General features: G+C 33.7%; 11 protein-coding genes. 4 read left to right on the forward strand and 7 right to left on the reverse strand.

Annotation, left to right across the window (positions count from 1 at the left end; translation table 11 throughout):
• The first annotated feature begins 3 nt into the window (after window positions 1-3).
• From RGRSB_RS04330 to RGRSB_RS04340, 3 genes are read left to right on the forward strand one after another with little or no spacing between them, the layout of a single operon-like run.
• Window positions 4-2,208: a 6-pyruvoyl-tetrahydropterin synthase-related protein gene (locus RGRSB_RS04330; protein ID WP_232014580.1), complete on the forward strand. Its 2,205-nt coding sequence runs from the start codon at window positions 4-6 to the stop codon at window positions 2,206-2,208.
• Between the two features lie 21 nt (window positions 2,209-2,229).
• A complete protein-coding gene (locus RGRSB_RS04335; protein WP_119259998.1) occupies window positions 2,230-2,961 on the forward strand; it encodes a class I SAM-dependent methyltransferase in 732 nt (243 codons plus the stop codon).
• 12 nt (window positions 2,962-2,973) lie between these two features.
• Window positions 2,974-5,100 carry a hypothetical protein gene (locus RGRSB_RS04340; protein WP_172582033.1) on the forward strand — a complete coding sequence of 709 codons (2,127 nt, stop codon included), beginning with the start codon at window positions 2,974-2,976 and terminating at the stop codon, window positions 5,098-5,100.
• A 68-nt stretch (window positions 5,101-5,168) separates the two neighbouring features.
• Here RGRSB_RS04340 and RGRSB_RS04345 read toward each other — a convergent pair whose 3' ends face one another.
• The 7 genes from RGRSB_RS04345 to RGRSB_RS11070 all read right to left on the reverse strand — a co-directional run bounded on the left by RGRSB_RS04345 (window position 5,169) and on the right by RGRSB_RS11070 (window position 17,573).
• Window positions 5,169-6,737 (reverse strand): ArnT family glycosyltransferase, encoded by a 1,569-nt coding sequence (locus RGRSB_RS04345; protein WP_119259999.1) that lies wholly within the window; start codon window positions 6,735-6,737, stop codon window positions 5,169-5,171.
• A 171-nt stretch (window positions 6,738-6,908) separates the two neighbouring features.
• Window positions 6,909-8,753 carry a hypothetical protein gene (locus tag RGRSB_RS04350; protein ID WP_119260000.1) on the reverse strand — a complete coding sequence of 615 codons (1,845 nt, stop codon included), beginning with the start codon at window positions 8,751-8,753 and terminating at the stop codon, window positions 6,909-6,911.
• 47 nt (window positions 8,754-8,800) lie between these two features.
• The gene (locus RGRSB_RS04355; RefSeq protein WP_119260953.1) at window positions 8,801-9,961 is read right to left on the reverse strand and encodes an FkbM family methyltransferase; all 1,161 of its coding nucleotides are present in this window, start codon (window positions 9,959-9,961) and stop codon (window positions 8,801-8,803) included.
• A 2-nt stretch (window positions 9,962-9,963) separates the two neighbouring features.
• The gene (locus RGRSB_RS04360) at window positions 9,964-12,969 is read right to left on the reverse strand and encodes a glycosyltransferase (RefSeq protein WP_119260001.1); all 3,006 of its coding nucleotides are present in this window, start codon (window positions 12,967-12,969) and stop codon (window positions 9,964-9,966) included.
• Between the two features lie 451 nt (window positions 12,970-13,420).
• Window positions 13,421-16,993 carry a glycosyltransferase gene (locus RGRSB_RS04365; protein WP_119260002.1) on the reverse strand — a complete coding sequence of 1,191 codons (3,573 nt, stop codon included), beginning with the start codon at window positions 16,991-16,993 and terminating at the stop codon, window positions 13,421-13,423.
• Between the two features lie 104 nt (window positions 16,994-17,097).
• The gene (locus RGRSB_RS04370; RefSeq protein ID WP_119260003.1) at window positions 17,098-17,310 is read right to left on the reverse strand and encodes a hypothetical protein; all 213 of its coding nucleotides are present in this window, start codon (window positions 17,308-17,310) and stop codon (window positions 17,098-17,100) included.
• 143 nt (window positions 17,311-17,453) lie between these two features.
• Entirely contained in the window at window positions 17,454-17,573 is a 120-nt protein-coding gene (locus tag RGRSB_RS11070) for a hypothetical protein (RefSeq protein WP_420823008.1), read from the reverse strand.
• 1,594 nt (window positions 17,574-19,167) lie between these two features.
• Between RGRSB_RS11070 and RGRSB_RS04380 the strand changes: the two genes are divergently transcribed.
• Window positions 19,168-19,431 (forward strand): DUF3146 family protein, encoded by a 264-nt coding sequence (locus tag RGRSB_RS04380; RefSeq protein WP_119260005.1) that lies wholly within the window; start codon window positions 19,168-19,170, stop codon window positions 19,429-19,431.
• Window positions 19,432-19,958: the final 527 nt, after the last annotated feature.

Raw genomic sequence — 19,958 nt, forward strand, 5'->3', positions numbered from 1 at the left:
CAAATGGCTCTTAGATTAAATTTACAAATATTGAGATTCACGTCGTTGCCTAAATTGTGGTTTACTCATTACCGTAAGGATTTATTAGTAATTTTTCTTTATGGCATGATAGCTATTGGTTTAATGGGACCGATGGCTTCAGATTCTATTATTTTTTCTACAGGAGAAACCCAAGCTCATTTAGCCTACCTGATTCAAGGAAGAATGGCTTTAGAAGAGGGACAATTCCCCTTGCGAATTGCCCCCTATGAAAATAAGGGTTTACGTTATGCTAGCTTTCAATTCTATAGCCAGATTCCATATACATTAGGGGGATTAATTTACAAATTTATTACCCCTAATAATCCTTATACAGCATATAAAATCATGCTATGGGGAGCCTTACTTATTGGAGGACTATTCATCTACCGTTTGAGTCGTTTGTTAACTTGTGATAGGATCGCTGCTATTTTAGCGGGACTATCTTATATGTCAGCCCCCTATTTCCTCAATACGGTTCACGCTCGTGGGGCATTTCCTGAAGCAATTGCTCAAGGAATTTTACCTATTGTTTTATATTACATCATTCGCACTTATAATAGTCCCAAAATTAATTATATTTTACTCAGTAGCATAGCTTGGTTTGCTCTAGCAACAACTCATATTATCACTTTTATTTATGGCTCTTTATTTTTTGGTATTTTAGGACTTTTACTTATTCTAAAACAACCAAAAACTCGTGCTTTGAGAAAACAGTTAACCAGAGTCACCATAAGTTATATTTCAGGCTGGCTTCTGGGGATGTATTTTTTAATGCCTGTTGTCCTGGAATCGAAATACGTTAGTATGCGATTTTATGTCGATCAAATTAGTCCTTATGTCACAAATTGGATGACTCCCCTAGCTAATTTACTTTCCCCTACGGCTCTCCCACCCACCCCTACAGGAGAAGGAATTACTTATGGGTTAACCCCTGCCGTCGGATGGGTTTTCCTTGCTGCTTGGGGAGTAGTTCTTTATTACTATTCTTCATCAAAAACTTTGCCCTCTAATTTGAGTGCCAATCACACCTATATTTTTGGGCTCCTTTATATTTTTCCCTTGGCTTTATTCATTACCTGGAGTCCCATCAATTTCTGGCATGTGTTACCAAGATCATTGTGGGTCACACAGTTTACTTTTCGTTTTCTGACCCATGTTATGTGGAGTGGGGCATTATTAATAGGGTATGCTTCTATCCTACTGTTTAAACGCCATTTAAATAGCCGTCATTTATTAATAGGGATTTTATTAATTGTCATAGCCAATCGTTCTTGGTTACCGATTCCTAAAGGACATATCACCGTCAATGAAGTACTTGGAGATCCTAAATTTGGTCATTCAGGGGCTGTCGATTATCTAAATCGTAGTTCGGTAGATACCTTATATGGCAATGCTCAATTGCCCTTATTAGCCAATACTTGGATTCCAGGTCATGGAAGTTGGGATCATATCAATAATAGACTTTTACCAGTGGTCTTAGAAAATGAACCTAGTTGGCGGATTTTACCCGTATGGAAAGAAACAGATAACCCTGTTCTTATTTTAGAAGGAAAAGTGGTCCAAGATACTGTACCTAACCCGACCACTTTATTGGTAACGGTATTAGAGCTACATTCTGACAAAAATAAAGAAATTATTGGGGAAATATCTTTGAATCAACCTAGAATAAGTGCGCGTATTCCTTTCACTTCAGAGAAGCTAAAGAATTTGGAATTTCATGAAGGACTATTCCGTCTCCAGTTCATTGTTAAAAGAAATATTGAGCAAGGTCAACGCCCTAAAATTGAACTAGATAATTTTGTCTTTGAAGGAATGTCTTTTGAAAATACTATCATTCCCCTTGATGTAACCAAAGATCAATGTATGTTACGAGGAATTAAAACCCTTTGTAAAGTATCTGTAGAAGAACAGGCGCGAGTGGTTCAACTTCCAGCGATGTACTATCCTAGAATGCAACGGGTAAAAATTGATGGAAGACTGGCTGAATACTTTCCCGTCAACTATTATGACTATAATCTAGTCGGCCTACGTCTGAAACCTGGCAACCATAATATTCAAGTTATCTTTGTTGGATTAGACTGGGCTAACTCAATTAGTTTTGTTGCTTGGCTTAGTGTTATTGCAATTGCGATAACTTTAAACACAAACAATATAAAGAAAATGTCTAATAAAACTATTAAGAAGTAATGAAGTAATTTTGGGAGTTATATGGGTGAATGTCTGCAAAATAATCGGTATCAGTATGTGGGATCAGAACTGGAAATTGCCCGTGAAGCAAAAAACTGGAAAGCTTACTTTTGTAATTTAATTGAGCAGTATCTAGGCAATGAAGTTTTGGAAGTGGGGGCTGGGATGGGAGGAACAACTAAAGTTCTTTGCAAGACCAATCATAAACACTGGATTTGTTTAGAACCAGATATTCAATTAGCATCTGCTATTCAAGATTTGATTTCTCGAGGAGAGTTGCCCAATTTTTGTTTAGTCAAAAATGGGACTTTAATTGATCTGAATCTTTCAGATCAGTTTGATTCTCTAATCTATATAGATGTTTTAGAGCATATTAAGGATGACAAGAACGAAGTTTATTTAGCGGCTAATCATCTCAAAAAAGGAGGATATTTAATTGTTCTTTGCCCAGCCCATCAATGGCTTTTTACTCCTTTCGATCTAGCCCTTGGCCATTACCGTCGCTATGATAAGCAAACTTTACTATCAATAATGCCTGATAATTTGGACTGTCAAAAACTAAATTACTTAGATTCTGTTGGAGTACTAGCTTCTTTAGGAAATCGCTTATTTTTAAAAAGTCCTAACCCAACCTTTAAACAAATTCAATTCTGGGATACTTTAATGGTTCCTTTGTCGAAAAAAATAGATCCTTTGATTAGCTATTCTTTAGGTAAATCAATTTTAGGGATTTGGAAAAAGATTAATAATTAAGGATTATTTTTGATGAAAATTTGGAAGTCGTATCACACAGTAACTGCATTTTTGCAATCTTATAAAACTAATTTATTAATTCTCTCTCTTTACGGCGTGATTGCTATTGGACTGATGGGACCGATGGCTTCATCAGAAGTTATTTTTCCCTATCCTGACCCTCAGTCTCATATCGGCTATGTTCACCAAGCGCGTCTCGCCTTAGAAGAAGGCCAATTTCCCCTGAGAGTTGCTCCTGTTGAAAATCATGGTTGGCGTTATCCAGGGTTTCAATTTTATAGTCAGGTTCCCTATCTTTTCGGTGCATTAGTCTATAAATTTATTACTCCATCAAACCCATATGATGCATATAAATTGGTTATCTGGACATCATTTTTAGTAGGAGCTTTTTATATCTATCGTCTCAGCCTCTGGTTAATTCACTCTCAAACCGGAGCAATTTTGGCAGGGATATCTTACATGTCGGCTCCCTATTTTCTTAATAATATTCATGCCAGGGGAGCCTTTACTGAAGCGATCGCCCAAGGAATTTTACCCGTTGTTCTTTATTACACTATTCAATGTTACGCAACAGGAAAAAGGCGCTATCTCCTTATGAGTAGTTTGAGTTGGTTTTTATTAGCCACTACCCATATTATTACATTTATTTATACCACCTTAGCGATAGGGATATTGAGTTTTATTGTTTTTCTAAAAACTCGTAAAATAGGGTTTCAATGGTCCCAACTACTCCCTCCTGTAATTGCCTATGGACTAGGGTGGTTATTAGCTTTCTATTTTCTTATTCCCGTGGTCTTGATGTCAGGTAACCTAGCTGTCGGTAAGCAAGTAGGAGGTTCCAATCCTTTTTACAGTCGTTGGTATACACCTCTTTCTACCCTAATTTCCCCTACCTCTTTACCCCCTGCGCCTTCGGAAACTGGGTTTGCGCCTACCTATGGACTACACCCTGCTGTAGGTTGGATTTTTTTGGCTGCTTGGGGAGTAGTGATTTACTATCATTACTCCTCCCGTCGAGTCCCTTATAAATTACAGTCAGCCCAACCCTATCTTATTGGGTCACTATGGGTCTTTTTAATCGCTTTGTTTGCCACTTGGAGTCCCGTCGACTTCTGGAAGTTCTTACCCCGTCAATTGTGGGTAACTCAATTTACCTTTCGTATTTTGACTCATGTTATGTGGTCTGGGGCATTATTAACAGGTTACGCAGTGGTGTTGATATTTCGCCAACGGTTAGACCGTCGTCATTTAGTCATAGGTATCTTAATTATTGTTATTGCCAGTCGTCCTTGGCTTCCTATTCCTCGCAGTACAGCAACAGTTGCAGATCTAATCAAAGAACCTCTATTTCGATATTCTGGCGCACTTGATTACTTATATCGTGCCCCCATGACTACATTGTACGGAGGAGCAGAATTACCTTTACTGCCCCTAGACTGGCTTCCTGGGTATGCTACTTGGGATGTTTTTATTAATCGTCCGTTATTACTGGGAGCAGAATTTCGTTACCCTTTATGGCAAAACAATGAGAAGCCAATTCTCCACCTTCAAGGAGAAGTTGACATAGATAATATCACGGGTACAGCCTCACTCGAGGTTCAATCTGATGGCCGACCGTTTGATACGATTCCCTTAACCTCCCGCGCATTAAACTGGGCAATTCCCGTTGATAGAGCTCCTATTTTTGGGGAGGATCTTGGGCTCAAATTTGTATTAAAAGGATCAACCAATGATGGTCAAATGTTGAAAATACAGGTCGACCGACTCTTTTTTGAAGGAATGTCTCCAGCCCGCATGGTCATCCCCGTTTTTGTCACCCAAAATAGTTGTTCCCAAAAAGGAATAAGTACCCTGTGTGAGATTACTCTTAAAGAAGATGCTCAGATTGTTCAACTTCCTATTTTATATTATCCTCAAATGCTAAAAGTTTGGGTCGATGATCAACTAATGCAGTATTTTCCAGTAAATCATAGAGATCATAATTTAGTTGGATTAAATTTAAAACCGGGAACCCATAAAATTCGTGTGATTTTTCATGGTCTAGTTTGGACTAATTGGATTAGTAGTTTAACTTGGTTAGGTTTTATTTTAGCGAGTGTAACTCTTTTTATCCAAAATAAACTTAAAATAAGATCCTAGTTTTTTTATGCCAGTCTTTGCATCACAACCTTAAAAAACGGTTTACATACACAACAGTTCATTGGTGATCAATCTTTGATCAACTTAACTAATCGATAATAGGGTTCACCATTCATTGCCTTAAACGTCTTAATATCTTGCCAACGATATTCATCTGTTTTTAAGACATTATCATCGCGATAATAATGTAGTAAGTAAAGACAATCATTATTCAGATGATACTCAATTTTTGGTAAATTTCCTTGATTATAGGGTTCAAAATCTATGACTTTCCATCGTTTCATATCCAATTTATCAGTCACAACGTCAATGTTAAGTTCTTGATACTCAGCTGCTGGCATTTGTGTATAAAACGGAACTAATATATAAGCATACTTGCTTTCGATATTATCACTAATAAGTATGCAGTCAGCGTTGCTGTTATCGGCTTCAAAAATAACATCCCGAAAGGTTGGCAACCAAGCATCTGACTTTAGCTTAGGGTAGTCAACAAAATAATGTTCAGTAAAAATGGTTAAACTAGCAAAAATAACCAATAAGCTTGTACATGCTACTATATGCCTAAACTTACCATTAAATTTATTGATCAATAAGAATATTCCATAGCCAGATATCATCGCAAAAAGAGGTGCACCGACACAGGTCCTAACTGCACTATATGGACTGACTAATGCGGCTGGAATAGGGTAAAGAAATAACCATAAGATAAGTATTGACTTATAGTTAACTTGATTTTTAATTAATCCTGCTGTACCTACAATTAAAGTCACTATTTCAAATAAATATAATTCCCCCATATTATCAATAGTATGTCTAGGAATAGGATCTCCTTTAAAGAATAAATAATCAGGACTAAAATAAGAAAAATAATGACTTGTAATTTGGGGTATATCTCCTAAGAGACCAACTTCATTAGCTCTGGCCATTCCTTGAGGTGAAAGTTGGTAAATAAACTGAGGAATAAATAAAATAGTAAAGAGTATTAGAGCAAGGATTGTTTGATTTTTATGTTTGATCAGGTATTGTCTATAAATGATTACTGAACCCATCATAAAAAGAGGAATAAATACTCTAGCGGAATAAAAAGTGTAAATACTGATTGCAAATAATAAACCCGATATAGGAATTAATTTAGGAATCTTAAGACTTTTTAAAAAAATTAGTAATGTAAGACAAAATAATAAAGGAAATAAGATAGCTCTAAAAGTAATCCTACTAAAGTGAATATGCCAAGGAGAAATAGCTAAAAGTAAGGACGAAAATAGGGCAACACGTTGAGAAAAAATTTCTTTGGTTAGATAATATAAAACTAAAACAGTCAAAGTTCCGATGACAGCTGATGTCATTCTAGCCCCAAATACATTAAGTCCAAAAATTTTGATAAAGGGGACCATAATATACATGTATAATCCTTCACGGTAGTCATTAGCTGACTTAAAATATGTGGGTAAAAATTCACCATATTGATCCCTTAAAGTGTGAATTATAGAATAAGCGTCATAAGCATTAGAAGCCTCATCTGGAAAAAATCCATTGGGAATAGTTCCCAAAAACATAACTCTAAGTAAGAACCCTAAAATAACAATTGTCAAAAGATAAAAAATATTGAGATTTTCTGTTTGAATACGTTTAATCATATTAAGGATTCAGCTCTAAAGTAGCTACTACAAACTTATATTTTAATGACCTAATTTATATTAAATACCGATCTAAACAATCTACTTATCTTCACGACTTCTCAATAAAAGCCTTTAACCATAAATAGCTGCTGTTAAATAGACAGAACTAAATGGTGCAATAAATAGCAGTTATCGAACGATTCTTCTACCTTTACATTTTTCTTCTATATACTCCGGCGACATATCAAATTCCGCTTTAATTGAATAATCAGAATGAAAGTGAAAATAAGAATTGTAAAGGAAAGAATGGGGAACTTTTGCTACTAGACAAATTTGCTCTCCATGTTCAAGACTTTTCAGTAGATTTTGATCAATAATGTCAGTCCTTTGAACCTGATCATGAAATGAAGAAAATTCAGGAATTGTAAAAAAGTATCGTGTTTTAGTTATAAAAATTATCATAAACCCGGCAGCAATCAAAGCTAAATTTTCAGGTTTAATCCACAAAGTTTTTTGAGAATAACCTTCCACAAAACGACAAATAAAATAACAATTTAATGAAACAAAAACAATCATCCAATACATATAATATCGAAGTTCATAAGACTGAGGCATAATCGATGTCAGTAAGGTCATAATAACCATTAACACAATAGCTACTTTTGAATCATTATTGTCATGTTTCCAACAAAGAAAGATAAATAATAGTATGTTGAAAACTACATATCCGCCAAAATATCCTCCCATTCCAAATCTTTCTTCATTCCAGGAAATAAAGTCCATTGCTAGAGTCCATTGCCAGGGTCTTCTTGAATCAAAAGCATTAATTTCTAGAACTGACTTTGCCCAACGAAAGGGAGGGGGAAGCTTTTTAATATTTTCGTGCATAAAATCTGGTACTGCTTCATTATGATTAAGAACCATTCCAGCAATCTCTACTTTGACGGGATAAAATGGATTTTGATACAAAACTATATTTTTAATCGGTGTAGCGAAAATTATTAGACTAGCAACAAAGCTAATTAATAATGGTTTCATTAACCTTATTATTTTAAATTTTCCTTGAGGAGTATTTTTCCAAAATTGAATCAGGATGTTAGCTAGAGTGAAACAAAGAGTTATAAAAGTAACAGGAATAAGTTGAAACTTTGTGTTGGCTGCTGTAGTAGCAGACACAAAGATTATCAACAGGTTTTTAACATTAAGATCAATTTTTCCTATATATAAAAGGTAAGTCGTTAAAATAAGAATTGAAACGGAGACATTTCCAGGTAAATCAATATAACTTCTTGCTGCGTGCATGTGAACCATGGGAACAGCTAAAAGGGCAATCGTTCCTAAATAGAAAGGAATTTGTAGATAAAAAATTAGATAACTAATGAGAACTATCAAGCTAACATAACACAATAAGTTAGTTGCCTCCGGTTTTTGGAAAATAAACCAAAAAAAACCTTGTAAAAAGTTAGCTAGTAAAGGAAATCCGAGAAAACGGTGTTCTGTATTGTATTCAAAAGTGTACTGTTCTGGAGGAATAATGTTCCAAATTCTAGCTGCAAAGGGGATATGATACATAAAAGCATCACCTCCATAATTAGCATCGAAGAAACTAATTAAAAAGATAGAGAATAGAATTAGGCTTGCAGCTACTGTCAGAAGGGTTTTAAGATCAAAATATTTAAAAAGTTTCAGGATTTCATCGATTGTCCGACTTATTTTATCTAATCTATCGTATTTATTAAATATTTTAGAATCCTTAAAATTTTCGAGAAAACTTAAACCAATAAAACCTAATCCCATTCCTCCTAAGCAAATCCTCATTATTTTGAGAACTGAAGCCTCAACATAATTAAAATAGCCCACAATTCCTAAAATTAAAACTAGGGAAATTAAACTACTTCCTCCTGCGAAACGCGGCTCATTTTTTAACTTCAATAGCCAGGGGATACTTCGTACAATAGGGAGTCCTAAATAAACTAATAGAGTCATGCTCAATAAAGCAATACCTAAGATGAGGCTTAATAATGGGACTAGCATGATTTTTAATTTTATAGTGATTCCGAAAAAATAACTGGACTAAATATTTAGATATAAAGGTTGGTCGGTTGGTTTTGGAAATTAGTAACTTTTCTGATTTTTGCTCCCTGTATTGATAGAGTTTTGTCTTTTGTTCCATTAAGAAACTCAAAATAAAAATCAACTTTTGAAGTTTCAGACAAATGAATCACCCAATCACGATAACTAGAAGCCAGTAAGTTACTATAGGCATGATAACGAAAAATAATTTTTTCCCCTACTTTCACACCACAAGTTAGGTCATTATCTTCACCTTGAGCCACAAAATCGATATCAATTAGATAACGTCCTTTATCTAGTATCAAAGGAGTTCTGAGATAAATTGAGCCATTAGTTTTGGTTTCAAAATCTGTTGTCTCCAAGGAAGCATATTCCTCAAAGTTAAAGGGAGGATTATAAACTACTTCAGACAGCCTATCTTGATGAATATAGAGGTTATTCCTAATTCCAACCCCTTTAGGATAGTCTTGTGAATTTTCAATAATCTGATAGGTGTTTAAATCAATGGAAATATAACCAGCTTCTCTCAAAAAATCGAGACAATTGGTATCTTCTGGTTGAGTTTCTAAAATTAAATGTGGTTTAGCTGATTTTATGGTTTTATTCATTCCTTTTACTGCATCAAATTCAGCTCCTTCAATGTCCATTTTTACCAGCTCAGGGATTAACCCGGTGTGTTCTACAAAATCATCTAAGGCAATAGTTGAAACGTGATAAGTAGCAGACTTATTTTGTTGATTTGTGTAAATACTATCGTTAAGATGACTACCTAAATAAATGGGAACAGTTCCATAGGATTTATGATAAACCGCAGTATGAAAAAGCTGTACATTACTACAGCCACTCAAGACGATATTACGTTGACATTTATCAACGATTCGGGGACTGGCTTCAAAGGAACAAACCACTCCCCTTGGTCCCACCATACGAGACATAACAGTGGTTAACCCCCCAAAGTTAGCTCCTACGTCAAACACTACATACCCAGGACGACAGAGATCCCGCAATGCAAGTTGGACAGGGGGTTCCCAGAAGTTTTCTTTGTACCAAGGAGCAACTCCATAGAGTCTAACCTCTTCTAATTTTTGATCGACTTCTAGTTGTCTATCAATCTCTGGGGCTAATGCCCGACTCAGACGAACCTTTAACCAGTCTTTAAATTGATTAATCATTAACTTTTTTCTACCTCAGTAAACCAAAGAAAAGCGTGTTGTTCATGACGATTATCATTGAAAATTTTATAGTTTGGTTGTAATCCAAAACTTTGCTCTAAATTCCAGGATTTTAGATGTTCTTGCTCAATTCTACGGGCAAGATTTCGAGTTTTTAACATACGTCCTAGGGGAGAAAAACGAGAAAGTTTAGGCATCCAATCTAACTCTCGATATGCATTAAGGAGAGTTTTTATTCCTGGTAAATATTTGAGAGCTTGGGATTCGGGAGCAATTTCTCTCAGATATAAACTTAGGTTGTAAGCATACTCTAAATCGGTGCTGGTATGATGGCAGTAGGACTTACGATAACATAAACATAGGTGAATTAATTGCTCTATTTCCTCAATCTTTCGACTAGCAAAAGCATAACGCACCCCCGCTAAGGTTCGATGTATATACCAGGCTCGCAAATCCTCAATTTCCGCTTGAGGGCTTTGGGTTGTTCGTTCGTCAGGATAGTTCCAAAAAACTCCTAAAGTTCGATCAACAACTTTACTTTTAATAAAGGGCAAAACTCTACTCTTAAACTCCGTATCTCCTGCCCCTTGAAATGTACCATCATAGTATCCAAAACGATCATGAATTGAACGACGATATAATGCTCCTACCCAAGATAAATAACAGGTTTCTAAATAGACTAGATCTTGCTTATATTTACTTCGATAATAGGGCATTATATCATCAATCCAACTACCCTGTTTATCAACATTTGTGACTAAACTGTGTCCAATTACCCAGTCAAGTTTAGGATCTTTATCTAATTCTTTTGCTAAGACTTCTAAACACTCAGGAAGAATGGTTTCATCTACTCCTAAAAAAGACAAATAAGGAGCTCTAGCTAGAGAAATTCCACGATTCCAAGCTGTTTGAATAGTTTCTCGTCCGTGCGATCTTACATAAAGAATTGGTAAATTAAGTTTGGGGGCTAACTGTTGAAAAATTATATATTCATCCCCTGGAGAACCACTATCAACCAGAATAATCTCTCCGTATCCTGATTGCATTAGACTCTGATGCTGTAAAGTTTTCAGAAATAAAGGAAGTTTTTCAGCCGCATTATAAAGAGAAACAATAACACTTACTCGATAACTAGATTTCTCTCGGCGATCATCGATAATTTCATAGTTCCAGTCAGGGTTATTGTGTTTATTGTCGTTAAAAGCTTGCTCAATTAGAGTGTGACACCGACTTTCTCGTTCGGCTAAATTGCCATACATTGCTTGTAAAACCTGTGCTTCACGAGTTAACCCTTTCTTTTCTAAGGTTTGTAAGACAAAGGGAAGATCTCTAAAATTATCGCCGTCTAATAAACGCATCCCTCGAACCTTATAGGTAGCAGCTACAAAGTCATTACCCCGTAATTCCTCGAGTCTAGCAATTTCTCTCCACAGACGCACCCGATCAATACGATAGCCATTTTCTAAGCGATCTCGCCAGTTTTGAACATCTGCTTCAAAAGTTGATCCTAACTTCCAACATTCTTTAACTTTATTACCCAAATCTTTCTGATTTAATTCAGACGCATTAAATGTATATTTATAACGTCTTATCAATTTGGAAGCCTTTAATACTTGGGCATTACTTGTTTCCTCTAATGGTTTTCTTAATTGTTCCTTAACTTTTCCAATAGCTTGTTTCAGTTGTTTATAAGCTGGTTTAATTTTGGACTTAACCTTAGATTTTGCTACTTTAATAATTGGTATTTTAGAAAAACTAAAGCCAAGTTGATTTAATTCCCAATAATCGATAAGTTGAGAATACCACTGATCTAATTCATCTCTGATTTGTACATCAGCTACAGAAGATTGATTATAAATATCTTCCAATACAGGATCGGTTATTTCTAAATTAGTACAAAGAATTGTGTCTACTAAGTTTTGACGATATTCCTCATAGTTTTCCAACACTTGAATAATTGCTGGGAGACTCGAATAAATATCATTAATATCAATGGTTATAAAAGGAATTTTGGGAAATTGTTCTTTTAAAAAACGACAAACTCCAGCTCCATTACCGACCACTGTTGGACAACCAGATAATAATGATTCTAGTGCAACTAAATTAAAAGTATCATATCTTGATGGCACAAAAGTAATAGATTTACTCGCAAACAATTCTATCAATTTTCTCTTACTAACTGGAGGACTTATATAGAGATCTTTGAGTCGGTTTCTCAACATCTTTTCAAGATAATCTTGAGAAGAAATTGTGTTGTTATAGTTATAACTATGGGGACCAATAATTTGAGCGCAAGTGTAGCTAGAACGGGGGAGCCACCATACTAAATCTATAAAAATATCAGGCCCTTTTCGTTTTTCTGTACGTCCAATAAAATTTAAGTTCGGGGCAGTTTCTGATGTTAAACATTGGGTAGGCTTGGGAATATCGAAAAAATAAAGGGGATTATAATAATACGATGGGAGCTCAGAAATTTCTCTCCATTCATCTAGATAACTTTTACTAATACCATAGCGAATATCTACGGACTTATACTGCATCACTTCTTGAATATCTAAAGGGATATTATCTTGTCCAAAGTCAAACCAATCTAACCGTAAGGTTTTAGATATTTTTCCATGCATTGATAGGGCAATACTTTTAAAATTGACTTGATAACGATTTAGGGCTGATCGCAAAAAGATTCCCCATTGTTCATAATCGGGAACGTCAATAATATCAAATTGTTGACCGGCTGCAGAAGCAGCAATATTGCTAGCCATAACAAAAGCCCGTTCAACCCATTTAGGAGGAGTTACTTCAAAGAAATTCTTAAAATCAGTAAGCAGAAACTTTTCTTGATACTCAAGAACATTAGCATTGAGTGGGCGATAAGTGTTTAAAGGTTCTTTTTCGAGAAGATAATAAAACTCAATCTGGGGATTTTTTTTAATGATACTTTTGTAAAAGGTTTGTCCACCCCCTACTTTACTAAATAAATCAAAATCTGCAATCAGAACTTTCATAATTAATATTTTAGTTAATAACGCTTCTCTGGTTTAAACATATTTGTTATGTTTGTAATAAATCCCTAAGTGCTTATCAAAATTAGGCTGGAGCCTTTAGGATAAACTTTAACTTTATAAAAATAAATATTGAATTTTGCTTAGGGACTGAGTTAGTAGATTAAAAACATTACATTCGTAAGATGTTAGGAACAAGATCCAGGTAAGTCAACTCATGACTGGTCAACAATATTAATGTTTAATCCAGTTTAGGGTTTAAATACCTAATCATTGTGATCAAATTTACATCCTCAAATAAGAACAAATTCAATAATTATTAGACTTTTCACTAGTCGACGCGTTAGTTTTAGGGTAGGTTCCCTCCAGGTGAGAAGGAAACCGGGGAAGATAACTAATCAAAGAAAAACAAAATTTGCAACCTTAGAATAGTCCTAAAAATAATTGATAATTGTTAAAGTTCAATTAATTCTTTATATAAAGAATATAAGCGACGGTAATCGTAATTTTTGGCCATTTTTTTAGCATTTATTCCAATTTCTTGCTGTTTTTGTTTATCATGAAGCAGCTCAGCTATTTGTAAAGGATAATCTGTTAAGCAGTCGCATATAATGGCTTCCTGTTGCGATTTCACAGGATAACCTCTAAAGGCAATAGTAGTTCCTAGAATAACTTTTCCGTGAGCCATCCCCTCCATAATTTTTAAGGAAGTTCCTGTTCCCGACATAATAGGTGCAATAATCAAAGACGCTTTTTGATAAAGGAGTGATAGTACTTGATCGTCAACCTTCCCTAAGGATAAAAAGTTATCTTGGTGCTCCAGTTTCCAACAACTACCAACTACGATAAAGTTACAATTAACACTGGGATATTCTTGAACAAAAGATTGAGCTATTTGACGAATTTTTTCAACTCCCTCTATATTAGGAGTATGTAGGCTTCCTACGAATAAACAAAACGATTGAGTAAGTAATTTTAAACATTTTTTATCTAATTTTTTTAAAATTTCACCCTGATGATCGATAAACTTATCTATATCTAGATCAACAGGATTAGGAATTACTTTAGCATCTAGTTTATATTTTTTTAAAAAGTCTTGATCATTTTGGGAAACACAAATTAAATGATCGGCTTGTTTGAGTCCTTCGATTTCTTCGGCTAAAGCAATTTTTCCTGGGAGAGTTGAGCTATCTAATTGTTGGGAAATAACGTCATGGGCTGTTATGATCAATTTGGTATGAAATTGACGACAAATATTAGCAACTGTTAAGGACCAAAAAGGATATTCTAATATAATTACATCAGCCCATTCTGCTATGGTTTCCATTTGGCTAGTAAAGTCACTATCGAAACGATACTGATAATAGATCCACGGTAACCAATGATTCCATTCATCAGTTATTTTTTGCTTTGTATTGTTAGCTAAGCTTAAATTTAAAGCTTTAAAACAAGTTTGATAAGCATCCACATAAATATCTTTAACTAAAGAATAATTTGTCTGAGATCCTTGATAATAAGTATAGCGGATATTATCTTTTCGAAAATCTTTTCCTTCTCCGGTTGTAAATAGCCAAACTTGATATGATTCTAACTTGAGATAGTCTATTAATAATCCTACTCGTTTACTAGCTCCACTTTTACGTTCTAAAATATCTCCCCAAGGATATAAAATAGCAATTCTTTTGCGACTTTCTTGAAGTGATAAAGCTTGCTTTATAAGTAATGAAGATAGTACCTCATCCATTAATCTATAATATTTGTTATTTAAACATTGATCGATTTCTTGTGTTTGATCAGAAGGTAAAAGATAACTTTGAGAATTTTTTACTTTTTCTTTTATTTTTTCTAAATCATAATCATGGTGAAATATCAATCCACTACACTTATTAAGTAATTGACATTCTAGTTGATATTCAGCTAAGTTAATATTTCGATGGTTATTTAATGCATACTGATAAGATAAAATATCAGAAACTTCACAAATAATTGGAGCTTTACTCAAAGAATATCTTTCAATAAGACTCCAACTAATAATGGAGCTAATAAAAATAAGATCAAATTGATTAGTTTCTAGTAAGAAATGAGTCTCTAAATTATATCTTTCGACTAAATCTCGTTCTAAACTTGTATTTTTATTATGAAAATCTTGAGTATATTTACGAGGATTAACACCTTGAGGAAGTAAATTAGGAGTTTTATAGTTAAGAATGTAGCTTTGAGTCAGAAAAAAATCTTTATTCAAATTAGTTATTGCTAGACTTAGTTTATTTCGAAAACTATCGAAACTTTCTTGTTTTCTATTCTGGAAACTTGGGAAAAATAGTCCATAAGTTTTATAGCCACAACGAGCTAAGTATTCAATTTGCTTAAGTATCAGTTTTTTCTTATTATTATTTTCAAATAAGCAATCACCTTCTATAAGCAAAAGAACTTTTAAAATTTTAGGATCAATAATTTTTTGAGGAGGCAACTTAACTTTTTCTGCTTGAGAGATAAGACTTAATTCTTTAGTTACAAAATCTTTTTTGCTTAACAGAAAATTTATCAGATTATCTGGTGAATTTTTCTTTTTCCATCCCCAAGAAAATTGCTTAGCTGCTGCTGTAAATTGGGTTAAATTTTTAAGTATTAAAACAATATTTTTGGGAATTTCATCTAAGGTTTTATAAATGCCTGCTCGTGATAAATCAACTTGTTTTGCTAACCAACTATTATTCGGAACAACAACCGGTTTTCCTGCTGCCAGTGCTTCAGTCAATACCCCTGAGCTTCGAACACGATAACTATCAGTATTATAGGGTAAAATTATGATATCTGCTTCTCCGAGAAGTTGGTAATAATCATCAGGAGACATTGCCTCTTTAATTAAAAAAACTTTCTTGTTAGGATATCTTTCCAATTGAAGTTTTGCCGTAAGAATATCGTCTGATTCTACCTTAATATTAAAGTTAGATTGTATAATAAATCTGAGCTTTCCTGGTTTAATATAATCTTTCCATAAAGCATTAACAATTTCTGGCAAATGATGATACCCTTTTTCTGGTCTTGCATCTCCCAAGTAAACAATATTAACAGGTATGGATGAACTTTTATTTTTGATAATACTTTTAAGTTTTTCCTGGCGAAATGGAATAGGAACTTGATGAAAAATAACGTTACCTAGTCCATTATATTGTTTAACAAGGTCTTCTGTATCTGCATAAAATTGTATTTTTTCTGGCCAAAGTTGGGAATCAAAAAAATTTTGTAGCAATTTTTTGATTCCCATTCCTTTAGCATGAATAACTAATGTATCTTCAATATCTCTACGTAGCAGAAGATGAAATTGAGGTAGATTTAAAAAATCACTTTTTATCAAAAGAAAATATAATTCTTCAACTTGTTCAATTCCGATGGTGTGAATAAAAACATGATCCTCTGAAGTAACGCTTAGATCTTTAAATAGTTTTGATAAACTTTCCTGAAAACTAGTAGGTTTATGAGTTAATAACCTTATTAACTTTCTATTGACTTTAGTACCAATTAGATTAACTATAAACTTGGATAATCCTAAAATAAGTTTACCTATTCCCCAAAGTGAATTAGATAAAGGAATAAATTGTAAAAGTCTAATATCTTTATTAACAGAATCCCAAAGTCTCGAGATACCTCCTTGAACTTTTTCTAAAAAAAGTCTTAGTTTAGGTTGAGTTAACTTCCAATAAGTTAAGTTAAATTTTAAAGTAGATTCAATTTTTCTATAAAGTATTTCTAACGGTTTATCGTTTAATTTTTCTAGAAATCTCTGTAAATATAATTTCCAATCTTGAAGATTTTGAATATTAACGGGGTTGTTAAACCAATCTACCTCAAAAACAGAAAATATATTGATACTAGGATGATATAGTTCTTTAGGAAAGCTATGATTAGCAACAATGATGGGTTGATAACCCTTTCTGGCAGCTGCTTCCGCAATAGATACACTATATTCATAATGATGTCCTTGAAGATTAGATAGGGAATGGTCGATAATAAAAAACTTGTTCATAAAAAACTCGATATAAAAATCCGTAACGACAAAATTACTCTATGTTATAAATGATTATAGAGATAGTGTCTTAAATTAGGAACTAGGAATTGATATGCATTACCTTAAACAACAGGTTGAACAAAGTCCGCAATAGTAGTATTGACTACGGTAATCTTTAATACTCTGACAATGGTATTCTCATCTAAAGACAATATCAACTTTTTGTTTTGCTCAATCCTGGTTACAGCGCTAAAAGTAATACCATCAAATAAATCAGTACCATCTTCAAAATCAGTAATAGTGTCAAACTGATCTGTGCATACAACAGTTTGCATGATAAAAATATTTCAATCATTGCCACCAGTTAGTTTGTCCTGTTCGTTATCACTAGCTTCTGCATTACTACAGATAAGAATATTAGCATCGTTATCACCTTCAAGGATATTTGTTCCAAAATCACCGACAAGGATGATTAGAACTACCGACGAAACAATCTATGATCTGCACTACCATTGATATCATTATTCCCATTGCCACCAACAAGAAAGTTTTTGCCACTCTCTCCAGAAATTGCATTAATATCATCACTCCCATAGATTTAATCAACACCAGTACCATCGATTAAGGGATCTTAACCTGTTAAACCTTAGATAGTGTTATCACCCACACCACTTCTAACAGTGTCATTCTCGCTGCCACTCGCTAGAAAGCCATTGCCAGTGCTTCCTAAGAGTTAAGTCCATACCACCACTGCCGCCGAGAATATTATCTCCCTTATTGCCGTTCAAGGAGTCCTGACCTTGTACACCTTGAAGTTCGTCATTTCCATTGTTTCTCCTGAAAGTATTATCTTCTCTATCACCTTTCACAAAATCATTTTCATCCCCACCTAATGAGAAAGTTATCTTCACTACCGCCCTTGAGAGTATCATCGCCGGCCGTATCGCACCAAGTAGTAATTCTTTACCCTCTAAGCCTTTGATTCGGCTCGTTCTTTTGACTGCTAGTTATGGTGTCATTTTCGGTAATTATAAGAAATTCAGCCATAATTTATCAAATAAAAATATTATGTATTTAAGTATGAAGTTTAGAATGTTTTAAGCATATTGGAATATTATAGTCTAAGTAAACAGCTATAAATAAATTTTTAAAAAACATTAAAAGAGCAAGTTATTGTATATCTCCATAGTCTGAGTAATCGGAGTTAAATTTCTGTTATTTTAATTAAAATTTTTCAAAGTAATTTGTTGAATAAATACTTTTTTAAACTGTTTTAGCTAAAGACTAAATTACATTCATCTATCTATGTTAAGTTAGGAAGACATATAAATATAATTCTTATTGTCTATTGTTTTAATTTGGATTTAATTAAACCATTTGTATGAACTGAATTTTTATCAAAAACAATGACCGTATCTATTTCTTTGTCTGAAGAAATATTTTTACAGTTATTTTTTCGTGAGGATAGATTGATAAATCATTATTTTTGCTCTTAAAATATCACTATTTTTGACTTTTTAGGGAGAGATATCATAGATTTTCTAAAAAATTTTTAAAATAATTTAGATAATTATTAGCTATTATTTTAGTTCTTTTATTATTCTTGTCATAGAGATAATTTTTAGGGACAGATAAACTTCAATTGTTAACGTTTAGTGCTTAGACGAAAGCAACCACTTTTGTATCCTATGTTTTTTAAGCTCACCTAATTATGCGATTTTGAGTTACCCTGATACAGAGTAATCGCTTTATCTATTTTAGATAAAAATTGTATTTGATATGTAGTATACTAGTACAAATTCTAAATATTTTGGGAAATTATTGTATTGAGGGAAGATTGCTCTGTTAACTTGATGTCGGATTTCAAAGTTAGGAGTTTTCTCTTGATGCTTTTAGTGACAGTTATCATAATTTTGATAATAACACCCATCTCTGGACTGAAAGATTTGACTTTTATTTTGGGAAAAGCTTCTGATTCAACTAGGATGATTAGTCGATATTCTGTTGTACAGACTGTATTTTTAAAAAACTTTCATCCAAAGAAAAGTTGGAATTAAAACTACTTATAAATGTAGTAGCGATCAATGAAGCGTCAACTGACTTCAAGGCAGTATAACTAAGTTTCTTTTTAAGAATCCCTGTATCTTTTAGCATGGGGAGTATATCAAAGCTAATTACAGGTTAATGCTATTGTGAATTCTCAACGTCGATCAAAAACCATTGCTTATGTCCGTATTACTCAGCAGTCTTGGCAACATGGACAAATTGAAGGGGAAGTTAGGGCTTCTCAGTATGAATGGCGATTTAAATGGTGTTTTCAGCGAAGTCATTTATGGGTTCACCCGACCTTAGGACGAGCTTTAATCTATGAAGCGTTGGGGCGTTTCTTAGAAAATTGTGACTATCAGCTAGAATTGGGAGGAGACTATCAATTTACAGTGCGGGCTGAACTTTAATCCTAATCACCAGCAAAAAAATTTGTCAGAAAAACTTTCAATTGATCTGAATTAAAGTCTAAAAAATACTATTATCTTTTAGACTAAAGGTGTTTATCTCTAAATAAAGAATAAAGAGTTTGCAATGGCTTTGGCAGGAGCTTACGGTATGGTAGCGATTTTAATTACGGAAGCAATACTTGTGAATACTCAAGCGAAGCAAGCAAAGATAACCGCCTAAAAACTTCAGTCCAAAAGACTTAAAATAGCACAAGTTACTTTTACCAAGTTTATTAACAACCTTAGCCAATACAAAATGTATAATTGTAAATTATACTTTGCTATTTGCAAACTGGTATTAATATACTATTAAACAAATGTTACCACTACAGCATCATCTAATATCTTGCGATAGCAATAGCGCTGCAATCGATTTTTTTGAATGCAGATACTCTTCTCTTTTGAGAACAACAAAACTTTCCGTTTTTTAAAATTGAATAATGGTGACAGTAATCCTTATCAAGATGATAGTTATGTGTTAATCATTA

The organism is cyanobacterium endosymbiont of Rhopalodia gibberula, assembly GCF_003574135.1.
GTDB lineage: Bacteria > Cyanobacteriota > Cyanobacteriia > Cyanobacteriales > Microcystaceae > Rippkaea.